At 67.9% G+C, this 15669-nt stretch carries 17 protein-coding genes; 9 read left to right on the top strand and 8 right to left on the bottom strand.

All coding sequences use genetic code 11. The features are described from left to right. Positions 1 to 6: 6 nt before the first annotated feature. Complete coding sequence (locus tag RJ03_RS07530; RefSeq protein WP_051024435.1) at positions 7 to 849, bottom strand: patatin-like phospholipase family protein; 843 nt, start codon at positions 847 to 849, stop codon at positions 7 to 9. Between the two features lie 98 nt (positions 850 to 947). After that, entirely contained in the window at positions 948 to 1742 is a 795-nt protein-coding gene (locus tag RJ03_RS07525; protein WP_036499451.1) for a VOC family protein, read from the bottom strand. A 154-nt stretch (positions 1743 to 1896) separates the two neighbouring features. Between RJ03_RS07525 and RJ03_RS07520 the strand changes: the two genes are divergently transcribed. Then, positions 1897 to 4140 (top strand): molybdopterin-dependent oxidoreductase, encoded by a 2244-nt coding sequence (locus tag RJ03_RS07520; RefSeq protein ID WP_036499448.1) that lies wholly within the window; start codon positions 1897 to 1899, stop codon positions 4138 to 4140. After that, the gene (locus RJ03_RS07515; RefSeq protein ID WP_036499445.1) at positions 4137 to 4634 is read left to right on the top strand and encodes a winged helix-turn-helix transcriptional regulator; all 498 of its coding nucleotides are present in this window, start codon (positions 4137 to 4139) and stop codon (positions 4632 to 4634) included. The genes RJ03_RS07520 and RJ03_RS07515 overlap by 4 nt, the downstream gene beginning before the upstream one ends. A gap of 20 nt (positions 4635 to 4654) precedes the next feature. Here RJ03_RS07515 and RJ03_RS07510 read toward each other — a convergent pair whose 3' ends face one another. Beyond that, entirely contained in the window at positions 4655 to 5092 is a 438-nt protein-coding gene (locus RJ03_RS07510) for a MarR family winged helix-turn-helix transcriptional regulator (protein WP_036499443.1), read from the bottom strand. A 99-nt stretch (positions 5093 to 5191) separates the two neighbouring features. On the opposite strand from RJ03_RS07510, the gene RJ03_RS07505 reads away from it, so the two are divergent. Further along, positions 5192 to 6664: an MFS transporter gene (locus RJ03_RS07505; protein ID WP_232329650.1), complete on the top strand. Its 1473-nt coding sequence runs from the start codon at positions 5192 to 5194 to the stop codon at positions 6662 to 6664. Positions 6665 to 6686: 22 nt separating this feature from the next. Here RJ03_RS07505 and RJ03_RS38780 read toward each other — a convergent pair whose 3' ends face one another. Further along, the gene (locus tag RJ03_RS38780) at positions 6687 to 6818 is read right to left on the bottom strand and encodes a hypothetical protein (RefSeq protein WP_269750229.1); all 132 of its coding nucleotides are present in this window, start codon (positions 6816 to 6818) and stop codon (positions 6687 to 6689) included. A 147-nt stretch (positions 6819 to 6965) separates the two neighbouring features. Here RJ03_RS38780 and RJ03_RS07500 point away from each other — a divergent pair, with 147 nt between their 5' ends. After that, the gene (locus RJ03_RS07500) at positions 6966 to 7250 is read left to right on the top strand and encodes a winged helix DNA-binding protein (protein ID WP_051024429.1); all 285 of its coding nucleotides are present in this window, start codon (positions 6966 to 6968) and stop codon (positions 7248 to 7250) included. Positions 7251 to 7253: 3 nt separating this feature from the next. Here RJ03_RS07500 and RJ03_RS07495 read toward each other — a convergent pair whose 3' ends face one another. After that, positions 7254 to 7793 carry a hypothetical protein gene (locus RJ03_RS07495; protein WP_157163369.1) on the bottom strand — a complete coding sequence of 180 codons (540 nt, stop codon included), beginning with the start codon at positions 7791 to 7793 and terminating at the stop codon, positions 7254 to 7256. 102 nt (positions 7794 to 7895) lie between these two features. Between RJ03_RS07495 and RJ03_RS07490 the strand changes: the two genes are divergently transcribed. From RJ03_RS07490 to RJ03_RS34895, 4 genes are all read left to right on the top strand, one after another. Beyond that, positions 7896 to 10199 carry an FdhF/YdeP family oxidoreductase gene (locus tag RJ03_RS07490; protein WP_036499437.1) on the top strand — a complete coding sequence of 768 codons (2304 nt, stop codon included), beginning with the start codon at positions 7896 to 7898 and terminating at the stop codon, positions 10197 to 10199. Positions 10200 to 10244: 45 nt separating this feature from the next. Then, positions 10245 to 11081, top strand: a complete 837-nt coding sequence (gene fdhD / locus RJ03_RS07485) for a formate dehydrogenase accessory sulfurtransferase FdhD (protein WP_036499434.1) — start codon at positions 10245 to 10247, stop codon at positions 11079 to 11081. A 77-nt stretch (positions 11082 to 11158) separates the two neighbouring features. Beyond that, on the top strand, positions 11159 to 11533 hold the full coding sequence (locus RJ03_RS07480) for a nuclear transport factor 2 family protein (RefSeq protein ID WP_030512726.1): 375 nt from the start codon (positions 11159 to 11161) through the stop codon (positions 11531 to 11533). A 97-nt stretch (positions 11534 to 11630) separates the two neighbouring features. Next, positions 11631 to 12164: a hypothetical protein gene (locus RJ03_RS34895; protein ID WP_051024428.1), complete on the top strand. Its 534-nt coding sequence runs from the start codon at positions 11631 to 11633 to the stop codon at positions 12162 to 12164. 204 nt (positions 12165 to 12368) lie between these two features. Here the strand turns inward: RJ03_RS34895 and RJ03_RS07470 are convergent, their stop codons facing one another. Together RJ03_RS07470 and RJ03_RS07465 are read right to left on the bottom strand one after the other, a co-directional pair. Beyond that, positions 12369 to 12827, bottom strand: a complete 459-nt coding sequence (locus RJ03_RS07470) for a MarR family winged helix-turn-helix transcriptional regulator (RefSeq protein WP_036499430.1) — start codon at positions 12825 to 12827, stop codon at positions 12369 to 12371. A gap of 109 nt (positions 12828 to 12936) precedes the next feature. Beyond that, positions 12937 to 13536, bottom strand: a complete 600-nt coding sequence (locus RJ03_RS07465; RefSeq protein WP_036499428.1) for a TIGR03086 family metal-binding protein — start codon at positions 13534 to 13536, stop codon at positions 12937 to 12939. Between the two features lie 161 nt (positions 13537 to 13697). Between RJ03_RS07465 and RJ03_RS07460 the strand changes: the two genes are divergently transcribed. Beyond that, entirely contained in the window at positions 13698 to 14273 is a 576-nt protein-coding gene (locus RJ03_RS07460; RefSeq protein ID WP_036499426.1) for a carboxymuconolactone decarboxylase family protein, read from the top strand. An 88-nt stretch (positions 14274 to 14361) separates the two neighbouring features. Here RJ03_RS07460 and clpX read toward each other — a convergent pair whose 3' ends face one another. After that, a complete protein-coding gene (gene clpX / locus RJ03_RS07455) occupies positions 14362 to 15642 on the bottom strand; it encodes an ATP-dependent Clp protease ATP-binding subunit ClpX (protein ID WP_036499502.1) in 1281 nt (426 codons plus the stop codon). Positions 15643 to 15669: the final 27 nt, after the last annotated feature.

The raw sequence follows: 15669 nt of genomic DNA, 5'->3' as shown, positions 1-15669 counted from the left end.
CGCCGCCTAGCTCCAGAGCTCGGCGATCCGCGCCGCCGCCGACTTGCCCTGCACCCGACCGGCATGCGCCGACGGCACACGAGAGGCGGTGTCGAGCGGATTCGCCCCGAAGGCGGCGATCGCGGCCTCGTCGGGGGCGATCGATTCCACTCGCGCACCCCGTTCGATCAGGCCCGCGATCTCACCTTCCAGCGCCGGATCGGGCAGCGGCGCGATGATCAGCACCCGACCGAATCCGGCCGCCAGATCGGCATTGACACTGGTCCGCACGCCGCCGTCGGTATAGCGCACGCCGTCGACGGTGTGCGGCGGCCAGACCAGCGGCACCGCCGAACTCGCGGTCACCGCGTCGACCAGCGCGACCCCGGAGTCGCGATCGAACACGCGCGGTTCACCCGTGCCGGCGTCGACGGCGGTGATCAGCAGCCGCTGCCGAGGCCATTCGTGCACCGGCAACCGCGATTCGATCACCGCGCGCCGGGCAGACTCCGGCACCGTCTCGGTCGCCAGGGCGAGGTTGCCGAGTCGCCGCCGCGCCACCGCCATATCCCCGCCGCTCTCGGTGATGATCCGGTTGATCGTGTCCCACACGCCCTCGAGCGGATTGCCCTCCGGCACGATCTCGGCGCTCTGCACCGTGGGGTCGATCTGGCGGCGGAACAGCTCCTCCGTGGTCAGCCCGCTGGTCAGCTGTGCCGCCACGTTGGCGCCCGCCGACGTGCCGAGGTACAGATCGGCGGCGGTGAGATCGATGCCCGCATCGGCCAATCCGGCGATCACGCCGTTCGCCCAGGCGATTCCCGCCACCCCACCGCCGCCGATCACCAGCGCCCGTTCGTCCGACATCATCGCTCCCACATTCGTTCCGCGTTCCCGACCGCTCGGGACAACCTCGACGGTAGCGATGACCATTCCCCCGGCGCGATTACCGGCCGGGTAATGACATATCAGGACGCGTTACCGCCGACGCTGAACGCGATTCCGCTCGGATCGCGGAGCGCGGCCAACCGCCCGTACGGCGTATTCTCGGGCTCGGATTCGACCGAACCCCCCAGACTCAGCACCTGCTTCACCGTGGCGTCGACGTCCTCGGCGCCGATGTAGATCCGCCACCCGCCGGTCGATCCCGGGGGCAGGTACGCCGCCGAATCCATCACACCACCCAGCATCGGCGTGGCGGAATGGATTGTCGTGTACCGGAACTCGGGCGAATCACCGACGGTGAAGGGATCGCGCCAGCCGAACACCTCGCGGTAGAACTTCAGCGCGTCGGCATAGGCCGGCGTGTGCAGTTCGAACCACGACGGGTACCCGACGTGCCCGCTCCAGTTCCCGCCGCCGGCGACGCCGAAGGAACCGAAACCGTGGTGGACGCCGGGCTGCCAGGCACCGACTCCCGCACCGGACGGATCGGCGAGGACGGCCATACTGCCCAGCTCGCCGACGGCCATCGGCTCCACCACGACCCGGCCGCCGTGGTCGGCGGCGGAGGCGGCGGTGGCTTGGACGTCGACACTGGTCAAGTACACGGTCCACTGATCGGGTGCGCCGTCCGAGCCGTCGTTGCGCATCCCGCCGGCGACGGCATTGCCGTCCTTGCGGAAGGTGATGTAACCGCCGTACTGCTCATCGCTGTCGGAGGTCCAGCCGAACAACTCACCGTAGAAATCGACGGCTCGATCGGTGTCGGCGGTGAACAGTTCGATCCAGCACGGGTCTCCGGGTTCGAAGGTGTAGGACATGCTCGCTCCTCTGGATGGGGATTGCGTTCTCTCACCGGTACGACGGCGCCGAACGGACAAACTCATCGGCCCCTGTCCAAGCCTGGCACGGCGCGGCGACCATCGGCCCGATTTGTGGGTAGCGCTTGTGAACTAACTCTTCTACGCTGCCTCTATGACCGAATGGCATCCGACGGCATGCATCCTGTGCGAGTGCAACTGCGGCATCCAGGTGCTGCTGGGCGCCGACGGCCGCAGCTTCGACAAGATTCGCGGCGACAAGCTGCATCCCTCCTCGGCGGGCTACACCTGCAACAAGGCCCTGCAGCTGGATCGGTACCAGAACGGGCGCACCGGTCGCCTCACCGCGCCGCTGCGCCGCAACCCCGACGGCTCGTTCACCGAAATCGATTGGGATACCGCCATTTCGGAGATCTCCGCGCGCATGCGCGAGATCGGCGCCGAATACGGCGGCGAGTCGATCTTCTACTACGGGGGCGGCGGCCAGGGCAATCATCTCGGCGGCGCCTACGCGCCGGCCACCATGGCCGCCTACGGCATGCGTTATCGATCCAGCGCGCTGGCCCAGGAGAAGACCGGCGATTTCTGGGTCGGCGCGCGGATGACCGGCCATCCGGTCCGCTCGGACGTCGAACATGCCGAGGTGGCGTTGTTCATCGGCAAGAACCCGTATCAATCCCACGGCTTCCCGCGCGCCCGTTCGGTGTTGAAGGAGATCGCGCGCGATCCCCGGCGCTCGATCATCGTGCTCGATCCGGTCCGCACCGAAACCGCCGAACTGGCGGACTTCCATCTGCAACTGCGGCCCGGGACCGATATCTATCTGCTGGCGGCGATGGCGGCGATCCTGGTTCGCGACGACCTGGTCGACCACGACTGGCTCGCCGCGCACACCGAAGGTTTCGACGAGGTGGCGGCGGTGCTGCGCACGGTGCCGATCGACGAGTACTGCGCCCTGGCCGATGTCGAGATCGACCTGGTCACCGCGGCGACCCACCGCCTGGCCGCGGCGGAATCGGTGGCCGCGCTCGAGGACCTCGGCGTGCAGATGAACCGCCACTCGACCCTGGTCAGCTACGTCGAGAAACTGCTCTGGCTGCTCACCGGAAACCTCGGCAAATCCGGTACGCAGTACGCCTTCTCCGGAATGGCGGCGATCGGGCACGATCGTGGCCATCCCGCCGACTCCGGTCCGCGCAGCCCGGTCGTGGGCGCGCGCATCATCAGCGGGCTGGTGCCGTGCAATGTGATCACCGAGGAGATCCTGACCGACCATCCCGCCCGGTATCGGGCGATGCTCATCGAGAGCGCCAATCCTGTTCATTCACTGGCGGATTCGGCCCGGATGCGCGCCGCGCTGGCGGCGCTGGAGCTGGTGGTCGTCATCGACGTGGCGATGACCGAAACCGCCCGCGCGGCCGACTACGTGCTGCCCGCGCCGACCCAGTTCGAGAAGTACGAGGCGACCTTCTTCAACTTCGAATTCCCCCGCAACGTCTTCCATCTGCGGCATCCGGTGCTCCCCGCTCCGGCGGGTGTACTCGCCGAACCCGAGATCCACGCCCGGCTGGTCGAGGCGGCCGGCGTCCTGACCGAGGACGATTACCGGCCGCTGCGCACGGCCCTCGATCAGGGCCGCGAGGCCTTCGCCATGGCATTTCTCGCCGTCCTCGCCGATCCGGCGAAAGCGAAGCTGGCTCCGATCCTGCTCTACCGCACCCTCGGCCCGACGCTGCCCGACGGCGCCGCTGCCGCCGCGGTGCTGTGGGGCGCCGCGTACACCTGCGCCCGGAAGAACCCGTCCGGCGTCGAGCGAGCCGGCTACGGCACTGGTCTCGCCGCGGGAGAGCGGCTGTTCGAGGCGATCCTCACCGGCGAGCACGGCGTGGTGATCACCGACGACGAGGTCGGCGAGACCTGGAACCGGCTGCGCGGCGGCATCGTCCGCCTCGCCGTCCCGGAACTGCTGTCGGCGCTGGCCACACTCCCCGCACCGGCCGAGGACCGCGACTGGCCGTTCGTCCTGGCCGCCGGGGAACGGCGCGCCTTCACCGCCAACACCATCATGCGCGATCCGGCCTGGCGCAAACGCGATCCCGGCGGCGCCCTGCGCATCAGCACCACCGATGCTCTCCGATTGGGCCTGACCTCCGGCGACCAGGTGCGGCTCACGACTCGCAACGGCAGTGCGCAGGTGACCGTCGAACCGACCGATCGCATGCGCAGCGGACATCTGTCGCTGCCCAACGGCCTGGGCCTGTCCGTCGTCGAGGCGGACGAGGTCCTCACCAGCGGGGCGGCGCCCAACGAGCTGACCGCCTTCGACGAACGCGACGAATGGGTCGGCACCCCGTGGCACAAGTACGTCCCGGCCCGGATCGATACGGTGGGGACATGAAGCGCACCACCTTCGCCACCTGGCCCTGTTCGGTCGCCCGCACGGTCGATCTGATCGGCGACTGGTGGACGCCGCTGGTGCTGCGCGAAGCCTTTTACGGCACAACGCGTTTCGACGATTTCGAACGCACGCTGGGCCTGAGCCGCAACGTCCTCACCCAACGCCTGACCCGGCTGGTGGAGGAGCAGATGCTGGAGAAGGTTCCCTACCAGGATCGCCCGGTCCGCTACGAGTACCGGCTGACCGACAAGGGACGCGATTTCTTCCCGGTGCTCACGGCCATGATGCGCTGGGGTGACCGCTGGCTAGCCCCGGAGGCCGGACCGCCGGTGGTCGTCCACCACGACACCTGCGGTCACGACACCCACGCCGAAGTGGTGTGCGCCCAGTGCGGAGAACCCCTGCGGCACGGCGACGTCTCGGCGCGACTGGGCCCGGGCTTCCCACCGCAGCACCGCGACAGCGCTGTGCGCAGCGGACGATTCGCCTCCTGAGAGGCAGCGCCGCGGCGGCGCTAGTCCGCGTTCTCCAGTTTCGGGACCAGGCGTTCCAGTAGTTCCCGCAGCACCTCTTCGTCCTCCGGCGCCAATTCGGCCAGCGCCTTGTACGCGCGCACCTGCGAGCCGCGGATCTGTGCGGCCAGCTCACGGCCGGCATCGGTGGACACGAGATATTTGACGCGCCGGTCCGCCGGATTCACCGTGCGTCGGACCAGCCCTCGCGTTTCCATCCGGTCGGCGACACCGGTGAGATTCGACGGATCACACGCCATCCGGTCGGCCAGCACCCGCATGGGCAGTTCGGCGGGCGGTTCGTTGAGCGCCAGCAGCAGCTTCGCCTGGGTCAGCGTGAGCCCGTGTCCCTCGGCCGCGGTCAGGAAATCCTGCAGGTAGGCCGAGACGAATCGCGCGATCAGCAATGCCAGCGGGCTCTGCGCTGTGTCCGGTGACATAGCTCCGATGCTACCGAAACGATTGACAACGGCTATCGTCGACTCCTTAAATACTTGAGGTCTTCAAACATATAGGTCTTCAAACTTCTGGAGGTGGATGTGGAGCGCAGAGGTTCGCTGCTGACCGGCGTTTTGGCCTTCGCGGCGATGATCGTCACGGTCATGCAGACCCAGGCCGTGCCGATTCTGGGCCTGATCGCGACGAAGCTGCAGGTCTCGACCACATCGGTGAGCTGGGTGACCACTGCGACGCTGCTGTCGGCCGCGGTGTTCACACCGCTGCTGGGCCGCATCGGCGACCTCTACGGCAAGAAGCCGACGCTGCTGGGCGTGCTCGCGGTGGCCACGGCCGGTTCCGTCGTCTCGGCGCTGGCGAATTCACTGGGCGTGCTGCTGGTCGGCCGGGTGCTGCAGGGTGTGGCGACCGCGATCTTCCCGCTCGCCCTGGCCGTGCTGCGCGAGGAGATTCCGGCGCGCCGGCTGCATCATGCGATGGCGATCGTCAGCGGCACGCTCGGCTTCGGCGGCGGCCTCGGCCTGGTGTCGACCGGTCTGCTGACCAAGGGAGCCGACCCGGACTATCACATCGTGTTCTGGTTCACCGCGGTGCTGTCGGTGGTGGCGCTGGCCGCGGCCGCGGTGGCGGTGCCGGCCACGGGTAAACGGCATCCGGGCAGCGTCGATCTCCCCGGCGCGCTCACCCTCGGCGGCTTCCTGGTCCTGCTGCTACTGCCCATTTCCCAAGGGCACGAATGGGGTTGGACCTCCGCGACCACGATCGCCTGCTTCGCCGGCGCGGTCGCGTTGGCGGTGGCCTGGGTGGTGACCGAGCGGCGGGTGCGCACTCCGCTGGTCGATCTGCGGATGTTCACCCACCGGCCGGTGCTGTTCACCAATCTGTCCGGCATGTTCATCGGATTCGCGATGTTCATGCAGTTCATGGGCGTGTCGTATCTGGCCCAGATGCCCTCGCGGGTAGCCGGTTACGGATTCGGCGCCTCGATTCTGCGCGCCTCGGTCGAGTACCTGCTGCCCGCGACGCTGTCGTCGATGCTGGCCGCGCCCGCGGGCGGAATTCTGGTCGGCCGGCTGGGCGGGCGTCGCGTGCTGGCCCTGTCGGGAGCGATCGGCGCGGCCGGATTCGCCTGGCTGGCAGTGGCACACGATGCGACCGGCTCGGTGATCGCGGCGAGCGTGGTGATCGGCGTCGCGATCAGCTTCGCCTACGCGGCGATGCCGGCGCTGATCGCGGCGAGCGTCCCCCATCACCAGAGCGGAATCGCCAACGGCATCAATTCGATCTCCCGCACCGTCGGCAGCTCGCTGGCCAGCGCCATCATCACCACTCTGCTGACCGCGAAACTACTACCTCATCTGCCGCTGCCGCAGGAGAGTCAGTTCACCATCGCGTTCTGGGTCGGCGCCGCGGCGTGTGCGGCGACCGTGCTGGCGGCACTGTTCGGCTTACGACCGGAAGGCGCCGGAACCGACGGCATCGAACTCGACGCGGCCGAAACGGGAAGTGGCACAGGATCGTTCGAGCGGTCCGAGCTCCCGAGCAGGGTCGGCTGAGCTCGACGGCGGCATGGCCGGCTCACCGCGCGAACAGCCATGCCGCCGTGCCCAGGTGCACCGCCGCCAACCCGACGCAGGTGATCGCCATCGGCGTATTCCGTTGGCGCACACCGACCATCGCATCGCCGATCTGAGCCAGTCCCGCGACCACCCAGCACCGGTAGCGCGGCCGCCTCGTTCCTCCCGGCCACCACCGGCGTGACGCACGTCAAGACCGCCGTTCCCGCGACGATCGCCTTCCGCCTCGGCACCCTGGGCGCGATCGTGACCGATCGTTTCGCCGCGGCGATCGAGGAGTTTGGGCGTCGCGCCCAGCCTGGTGGTGGCAGTGGCCGATCATCTCGAACGCCTGGGAGCGGTCCGTCGCGACCGGGATCCGGACGACCGCCGGCGCCAGATCCTCACCCTCACCGACCACGGGCGCGAGCTACTCGCCGCGACCGAGAAGCGGGCGCGTCGGCTCGACCGCGAATTCACCGGCTCCTTGACGGCTGCGCAGCGCACCGCCCTGCAGCCGGCATTGGCCGTCCTCGCCGCCGACGCCGGACTACCGGGCGAGGGAGATGTTCACTCGCCGGGGTGAGCTCTAACCGCCGGCGACCAGGCAGGCATACCCGAGGTGGATACCGGTGCCGACCGGAAGATCGAGCGTCGCCGCGGGCATCTGCGCGGGCTGGCCGGCTTGCACCGCACTGAGCGTGTGCCGCCCCGGGACCGCCGGAACCCAGGTGATGAGCGCATACGCACCGCCGGGCGGCGCCACGTCGATCGGAGCGCCATTGTCGTAGAAGGTGACCGGCGCGACCGGATCGGTGACGTTCGCCTGCAGGGTGTAGCTGCATCCGCTGCCGTAATTGGTGGCGATACCGAAGTTCATGTCGGGGGTAGCGCCGAGTCTGGTCACCGAGGCATTCGCCGTCTGCGGGATCGCGAGCGCGAACACCGCCGCGGCCCCGAGGATGCCGCCCGCCACTACCGTGCCGGCCCGACGGCGCACCCGCTGCCGGGGCGGCCCACCGATCGTCGTCTCGTGCATGATGCCGTCCTCGTCGTAGGCGCCGCAGCGCGAACCGAGACCGTCTGTCGTGCGCGAAATCCCCGACGGCGCCGCACGGTCTGTCGGCACGATACCCCGTAGGCTCGGCCGCGCGGCCCCGTTCGAGGTCTCGATGTCGCGCGATCGGCGGGCCGGAGACGGCGCCCGCGCGCACAGGAGGACGATGGGGCTATGCACCGCAAACCGCCGACTCGCGATATCGACGAAGCCCAGCTGGCGGTGACCCCGCCGAAGGAGCAGGCCGCCGGCGTCACGGCCGTCGCGGTCGCCCTCGACCGGGCCGTCGAGGAGATGGGCATCGTGCGCACGGCCCGCACCCTCGCCCGGGTCAATCAGCGCCACGGTTTCGACTGCCCCGGCTGCGCGTGGCCCGAACCCACCGGCCACCGCCGCCCGGCCGAATTCTGCGAGAACGGCGCCAAGGCCGTCGCCGAGGAGGCGACACTACGCACGGTCACGCCGGAATTCTTCGCCACCCACGCGGTGGACGACCTCGCCGGCAAGACCGGGTACTGGCTCGGACAGCAGGGACGTCTGACCCATCCGATGGTGTTGCGGCCCGGCGACACCCACTACTCCCCCATCGCCTGGGAGCAGGCCTACCGACTGATCGCGGACACCCTGCGCGCCCTGTCCTCTCCGGACGAGGCCGTGTTCTACACCTCCGGGCGCACCGCCAACGAGACGGCCTTTCTCTATCAGCTGCTGGTGCGCAGCTTCGGCACGAACAATCTGCCCGACTGTTCGAATATGTGCCACGAATCCTCCGGTGCGGCGCTCACCCGGTCGATCGGTATCGGCAAGGGGTCGGTGTCGATCGACGATTTCGCCGCGGCCGATCTGATCATCGTGGCCGGGCAGAACCCCGGCACCAACCATCCGCGCATGCTCTCGGCGCTGAGTACCGCGAAAGCGCACGGCGCCACGGTGATCGCGGTGAATCCGCTGCCGGAGACCGGACTGATCGGCTTCCGGGATCCGCAGACGGTGAAGGGTTTCACCACCGGCGTCACCATCGCCGACGACTTCCTGCAGATTCGCCTCGGCGGCGATATGGCCCTGTTCCAGGGCCTGGCGAAACTGCTGTTCGACGCGGAGGATCGCGCCCCCGGCACCGTGGTGGACCGGCTCTTCGTCGACGCGCACACCGCCGGATTCGCCGAGTACGAAAAGCATATGCGCGCAGTGGATCTCGACGAGGTCATCGAGGCGACGGGCCTGACCCGCGAACAGCTCGACCGTACCGCCGAGCTGCTGGCGCGCTCGAAGTCCACCATCATCTGCTGGGCCATGGGCCTGACGCAGCAGCGCCACGGCGTCGCCACCATCGAGGAGGCGACGAATCTGCTGCTGCTGCGCGGCATGATCGGCAAACCGGGCGCGGGGGTGTGCCCGGTGCGCGGACATTCCAATGTGCAGGGCGACCGGACCATGGGCATCTGGGAGAAGATGCCCGCGAGTTTCCTCGACGCGTTGGATTCCGAATTCGGCATCACCGCACCGCGCGAACACGGATGGGACACGGTCGATTCCATCCGCGCCATGCGCGACGGGCGCGCGAAGGTGTTCGTCGGCATGGGTGGCAACTTCGTCTCGGCGACCCCGGATACCGAGGTCACCGAGGCCGCTCTGCGCGCCTGTGAGCTGACCGTGCAGATTTCGACCAAACTCAACCGCAGCCATGTCGTGCACGGCCGTACCGCACTGATTCTGCCGACCCTCGGCCGCACCGACCTCGATCTGCAGAACGGGACGAAACAGCAGGTTTCGGTGGAGGATTCGATGTCGATGGTGCATCTGTCCACCGGACGGCTGCAGCCGGTGAGCGACGATCTGCGCAGTGAGGTCGCGATCGTCTGCGAGCTGGCACTCGCGCTGTTCGGCCCCGATCATCCCGTGCCGTGGGAGCGGTTCCGCCGCGACTACGACCACATCCGCGACGCCATCTCCCGGGTGGTGCCCGGCTGCGCCGACTACAACCGGAAGGTGCGCAGTCGCAACGGTTTCCAGCTGCCGCATCCGCCCCGCGACAACCGCGAATTCCGCACCGCCTCCGGGAAGGCCAACTTCGCGGTCAACGACCTGCACTGGCCGCGGATCCCGCAGGGGCGGCTGTTGTTGCAGACGCTGCGCAGCCACGACCAGTACAACACGACGATATACGGCCTCGACGACCGTTATCGGGGCATCCACAACGCACGGCGCGTGGTCCTGGTGCATCCGGACGACATCGCCGAATTCGGTTACACCGACGGCGATCTCGTGGATCTGATCTCCGAATTCAGCGACGGGGTCGAGCGCCGGGTCACCGGTTTCCGGATCGTCGGCTACGCGACGCCGCGCGGCAATGCCGCGGCCTACTACCCCGAAACCAACCCGCTGGTCCCGCTCGACCACGTCGCCGAGCGCTCCAACACCCCGGTTTCCAAGGCGGTCGTGATCCGGCTGGAACCGCACCGCCACACCACCGCCTGACCGCCCGGCCGCGCGGCGGCACCGACCAGAACTGCGAGGAAGCGTGTGAGCAGAGTAACCGCGCGCAGACCCACCCGGCGCATCACGCCCGCGGGTATCGTCTCCCGGCCCGATACGCTCGCCGTGGAGGAGCCGCTGGAACTGCGCGTCGACGGGACGGCACTGACCGTCACCATGCGCACCCCCGGCAACGACATCGACCTGCTGCACGGATTCCTGTTCAGCGAGAACATCATCGAGTCGGCGGACGACATCGTATCGGCGAGGTACTGCGCGGGGACCGACGACGAAGGTCGCAACACCTACAACGTGCTCGATATCCAGCTGCGCCGGGCCGTTGCGGTCCAGCCCCGCGGGTTCGTGACCAACAGCTCGTGCGGGTTGTGCGGCACCACCGCGCTGGATCAGGTGCGCACACGCAGCCGCTTCCCGCTGCCGACCGAGTCACCGCGCGTCGATCCGGCGCTGCTGGCCGCCCTGCCGGATGAGTTGCGTTCGCGCCAAACGGTGTTCGACGCCACCGGCGGACTGCACGCGGCCGGGCTGTTCACCCCCGACGGCACCGTGCTGGCCGTGCGGGAGGACATCGGCCGGCACAACGCGGTGGACAAGGTGATCGGCTGGGCGCTGCGCGAGGGGCGCGTACCGGCTCACGACACCCTTCTGATCGTCAGTGGCCGGGCCTCGTTCGAACTCGTCCAGAAGGCGGTCATGGCGGGGATCCCGGTGCTCGGCGCGGTCTCGGCGCCCAGTTCGCTGGCCGTCGACCTGGCCGCCGACAACGGCCTCACCCTGGCCGGCTTCCTGCGTGGCGACACGATGAACATCTACAGCGGGGCCGACCGGCTCGAGACCGCACCCGCGGCAGCCACCGGCACCTGACCCGCGAACCGGCGCCCCGATCCGTGGAATGCTGCTACCCTGCCAACTAGAACACGTTTCAATTCTTGGGAGTTCACATGGCAGCGCAGCAGATCCGCGAAACGGCCGAACGCTACGTGCAGTTGGTGGCCACCGGTCCGACCTCGGAAATCCTGTCGCTCTACGCACCCGATGCCGTCGTCGAGGACCCGATCGGCAGCGACCCGCGCCACGGGCACGAGGCCATCGGCCAGCTCTACCAGGCGCTGGAGTCCATGGAACGCAAGACCGAGCTGCACGCCGCCCGGATCGTCGGCAACCACGCCGCCGTCTCGTTCACCCTCGTCGGCGAGGCCGGCGGCCACCGCATGACCCTCTCGGCCATCGACGCCATGGAATTCGACGAGCAGGGCCGGATCACGAGCATGCGGGCCTACTGGGGACCCGACGACCTGATCAGCGAACAGATCTGAGTCCCGCGACGGCATCGGCGTAGGCCTTCCACCTCTTGTCCCTGGCGTTTCGCCCGGCCTACCGTAAGGCGACAACCGGCGGACGGGAGGGCACGCGATGCGGATTTCGGTACACGGCACAGGTGAGGGGGTCCAGGTGCGCATGCGCCTGGACGCCAACCGCCGCCGCCGGCTGATCACCAGAATCTCGTTGTGGCTGTTGGCGATCAACGGCCTCGTGGTCGGACTCTGGGCGCTACTGCTGCCGGAACCGTGGTTTCGCAGTTTCCCCGGCTTCGGGCTGAACTGGGTGGGCATGGACGGCCCCTACAACCACCACCTGGCCACCGACGTCGGGGCATTCTTCCTCGGCCTCGGCGCGGTCAGCCTGGCGGCGCTGTACTACCGCGACAGCGTGGTGGCCCGAGTCGCCGGGATCGGCTGGCTGGTCTTCGGAATTCCCCACCTCATCTACCACGCCGCGCACAAGCCGGAACAGATGAGCGGCGGCAATTTCGCCCTCAGCCTGATCGCCGCCGTGCTGCTGCCGGCACTCGCCGCCGCCGTCGTCGTGGCCGCACCCCGGGAGCGCGTGCAACTGCGCGATCCGGCGCCGATGAATATCCGGTTCCCACGCCGTCGTAGTAGGTGAGGCAACCGCCCAGCCGCCGCCGGGAAAGCGCCTCCGAACAGCAGTAACGGGTTCGCTCCCGCCGGCGATGAGCAAGCATCGGAGAAAAGGTTCAACGGCGAACCACGGAAGATCAACGGCGATCTTCGGCAACGGGCGCGACGGGGCAACCGGTCGTCACCGCCTCCGACCAACTCCACGCGCTACCGCCAGAACTCGATACTTCTATTGCGAATCCGCGCCGGCATCGACGATGTCGGCGCGGGGAACCACCGCAAGCGCCATCAGGGCGTTGAGGAATCCCTCCCGGTCCGCCGCATCCAGGCGGTCGAGCAGCGCTTCTTCCTTGGCCTGGATATCGGTCTGTGCCGCCTGCACCAGCGCCTGCCCCGCCTCGGTCACGGCCAGCAGGCGGGCCCGCCGGTCGGCCGGATCCGGATAGCGCTCGATCAGGCCGCGTTCCTGCAGATCGTCGAGGACGGCGATGATGCGGGTCTTGTCGGCGCCGATCTCCTCCGCGAGCACGCCCTGCCCGCGCGCCGGCCCCCGGCCCAGCGCCAGCAGCACCGAATACGCCCACATGGTCAGCCCGTGCGATTCGAGTACCGGCCGCTCGGCCGCCATCAGGGCACGTCCGAGTGGGACGATCATCGCCGCCAGATCGGGTCGCTGCGCATCCGCCATGCCGAACAAGATACGTGCTCGCCGGTCCGCTTCCGCCGCGGTCCGGCCGACTTCGCCGGCGCCGCCGGAAGCTCGGGCGCCGGGTTGCGCAATTCCATTGGGCGAACGCCTATTTCGCCCCTACCGGCCACGACGGCGATCGGCCCAGCAGGCCGAGGATCCGAGCGAGCGGATCGGAGGGGTCGACATCCGGCACCGCGGGCGCGAACGCCGAACCCGGCTGCAAGCGAAAGTCTCCGTCGGGCACCGCCTCGGCGATCCGCAAGGCGGGCTCGGCCAGTTCCGGATCCAGCTCGTAGGGCAGACCGATCGCCCGGGCCACATCCCACCCGTGCACGATGTAGTCGATGAGATGGAAACCGATGGCCTGACCGCCCGCGGCGGTGAACCCGGGGCCGAATTCCGGAAGTGCGAAATCCCTTTCCAGCACACCGGTTTCGGAGAAGGCCGCCGTTACATCGGCCGCCGCCTCGCGATACACCGCCACCGGATCCGCCGGTGGATCCAGCTGCCAGACGGCCGGATCGCCACCGTGGCCACGCGCGGCGGCCGCGAAGCCGCGGTGCTGCGCGGCCATATGGGTGAGCAGCTGGGTCAGATCCCATTCGCCACAGGGTGTGGGCCGGTGCAGATCGTTACGGGCCACCTTCGACACGATCGTCACGCTGTAGTCGACCGCCTTGCGATCGAGTTCGGAAATATTAGTCATGAACTTATCGTAGGCTGACGCATATCATATGTCTACGCTTATTACTTTTTGGTTCACCGCGACTACGCTCGGAGGGATGAGACCGGCATCACATTTCGGCCCCGTCACATCGAGGGACGGCGTCTCGTCCAAGGGGTGAACCGTCTTCCGAAGGGAGAATCATGAGTGCCACCCGCATCCCCCCGGTGCCGCCGCAGCAGGCGGGCCCACTGACCCGGTTTATGTACCGCGTCAGCAAGCGCAGGTTCGGCGAGGTGCCCGAGCCGATGGCTGTGCTCGCCAATCATCCGAAAATGCTCACGGCGTACGCGGCCCACGAGTCTTTGGTCGGCCGCGCCACCTCCGTCGTTCCCGACGATGTTCTCGAGATCGCGGTCTACCGGGTGGCCTGGACGATCGGCTGTTCCTGGTGCGTCGATTTCGGCACGATGCTGATGCGGCTGAGCCACCTCGATATCGACAAGCTGAAGCAGATCGCCGAGTACCAGACCTCGCCGGCCTACAGCGCGGACGAGCGCGCCGCGATCGGCTACGCCGACGCCATGACCGCCACTCCCACCACGGTCACCGATGAGCAGATCGAGGACCTGCGGGCCCGCTTCGGTGACGCGGGCGTCGTGGAGTTGAGTTATCAGATCGCGCTGGAGAATTCCCGCGCCCGTACGTATTCGGCGCTCGGCATCACCGCGCAAGGCTTCAGCACCGATTCCTGCCGGGTGCCCTGGGCACAGGACTAGCAAGAAGCCATTCCGGATCACGGGCACGACAAGGGGCGGGAGGTTCAGACCTCCCGCCCCTTTCGCAGCTCTCGGAAACGCTCTCCGCTCAGGCCGACTTCTCGCGGCGCTCGGCCGCCTGGCGCTTGCGCGGCACGATCGTCGGCAGCACGTTGTCGTTGACCGTCTCGGCGTTGATGACCACCTTGGCGACATCGTCGCGGCTCGGGATGTCGTACATCACCGGCAGCAGCACTTCTTCCATGATGGCGCGCAGACCGCGGGCACCGGTGCCGCGCAGGATGGCTTGATCCGCCACCGCCTCCAAGGCGTCCTTGGTGAACTCCAGGTCCACACCGTCCATCTCGAACAGGCGCACGTACTGCTTCACCAGTGCGTTCTTCGGCTCGGACAGGATGCGGACCAGCGATTCCTTGTCGAGGTTGGTCACCGAGGCGACCATCGGCAGGCGGCCGATGAATTCGGGGATCAGGCCGAATTTGATCAGATCCTCGGGCATGACCTCGGCGAAGTGGTCGGCGGTGTCGATCTCGGCCTTGGACCGGACCTCGGCGCCGAAACCGATGCCGCGCTTGCCGACCCGGTCCTGCACGATCTTCTCCAGCCCGGCGAAGGCGCCGGCCACGATGAACAACACGTTCGTCGTGTCGATCTGGATGAACTCCTGATGCGGATGCTTGCGCCCGCCCTGCGGCGGCACGCTCGCCTGGGTGCCCTCGAGAATCTTCAGCAGCGCCTGCTGCACGCCCTCACCGGAGACGTCGCGAGTGATCGACGGGTTCTCGCTCTTGCGGGCGATCTTGTCGACCTCGTCGATGTAGATGATGCCGGTCTCGGCGCGCTTGACGTCGTAATCGGCGGCCTGGATCAGCTTGAGCAGGATGTTCTCGACATCCTCACCGACATAGCCGGCCTCGGTCAGCGCGGTGGCGTCCGCGATGGCGAAGGGGACGTTGAGCATCTTGGCCAGCGTCTGCGCGAGGTAGGTCTTACCGCAGCCGGTGGGGCCGAGCATGAGAATGTTCGACTTCATCAGCTCGACCGGCTCGCCGCGGCTGTCGCGGCCCTTGTCACCGGCCTGGATGCGCTTGTAATGGTTGTAGACGGCCACGGCCAGCGTGCGCTTGGCCGAATCCTGGCCGATCACGTACTGCTCGAGGAATTCCCGGATCTCCGCCGGCTTGGGCAGCTCGTCGAGTTTGACCTCACTCGACTCGGCCAGCTCCTCTTCGATGATCTCGTTGCAGAGGTCGATGCACTCGTCGCAGATGTACACCCCTGGTCCCGCAATGAGCTTCTTGACCTGCTTCTGACTCTTTCCGCAGAACGAGCATTTCAGCAGATCGCCGCCATCACCGATGCGCGCCATCTCGTGGGTCCCTACTTCCTTGTCCGC

The sequence above is a fragment of the Nocardia aobensis NBRC 100429 genome (genome assembly GCF_000308375.1).
Taxonomy (GTDB): Bacteria; Actinomycetota; Actinomycetes; order Mycobacteriales; family Mycobacteriaceae; genus Nocardia; species Nocardia aobensis.
Note: the sequence above shows the minus strand (reverse complement) of the source record. Positions and strands in the feature narration are given on the sequence as shown.

Excerpts from the sequence above, each read along its gene's own strand:
- RJ03_RS07530 (WP_051024435.1), bottom strand. The coding sequence starts at position 849 with ATGATGTCGGACGAACGGGCGCTGGTGATCGGCGGCGGTGGGGTGGCG.
- RJ03_RS07525 (WP_036499451.1), bottom strand. The coding sequence starts at position 1,742 with ATGTCCTACACCTTCGAACCCGGAGACCCGTGCTGGATCGAACTGTTC.
- RJ03_RS07520 (WP_036499448.1), top strand. The coding sequence starts at position 1,897 with ATGACCGAATGGCATCCGACGGCATGCATCCTGTGCGAGTGCAACTGC.
- RJ03_RS07515 (WP_036499445.1), top strand. The coding sequence starts at position 4,137 with ATGAAGCGCACCACCTTCGCCACCTGGCCCTGTTCGGTCGCCCGCACG.
- RJ03_RS07510 (WP_036499443.1), bottom strand. The coding sequence starts at position 5,092 with ATGTCACCGGACACAGCGCAGAGCCCGCTGGCATTGCTGATCGCGCGA.
- RJ03_RS07490 (WP_036499437.1), top strand. The coding sequence starts at position 7,896 with ATGCACCGCAAACCGCCGACTCGCGATATCGACGAAGCCCAGCTGGCG.
- RJ03_RS07480 (WP_030512726.1), top strand. The coding sequence starts at position 11,159 with ATGGCAGCGCAGCAGATCCGCGAAACGGCCGAACGCTACGTGCAGTTG.
- RJ03_RS34895 (WP_051024428.1), top strand. The coding sequence starts at position 11,631 with ATGCGGATTTCGGTACACGGCACAGGTGAGGGGGTCCAGGTGCGCATG.
- RJ03_RS07470 (WP_036499430.1), bottom strand. The coding sequence starts at position 12,827 with ATGGCGGATGCGCAGCGACCCGATCTGGCGGCGATGATCGTCCCACTC.
- RJ03_RS07465 (WP_036499428.1), bottom strand. The coding sequence starts at position 13,536 with ATGACTAATATTTCCGAACTCGATCGCAAGGCGGTCGACTACAGCGTG.
- RJ03_RS07460 (WP_036499426.1), top strand. The coding sequence starts at position 13,698 with ATGAGTGCCACCCGCATCCCCCCGGTGCCGCCGCAGCAGGCGGGCCCA.
- clpX (WP_036499502.1), bottom strand. The coding sequence starts at position 15,642 with ATGGCGCGCATCGGTGATGGCGGCGATCTGCTGAAATGCTCGTTCTGC.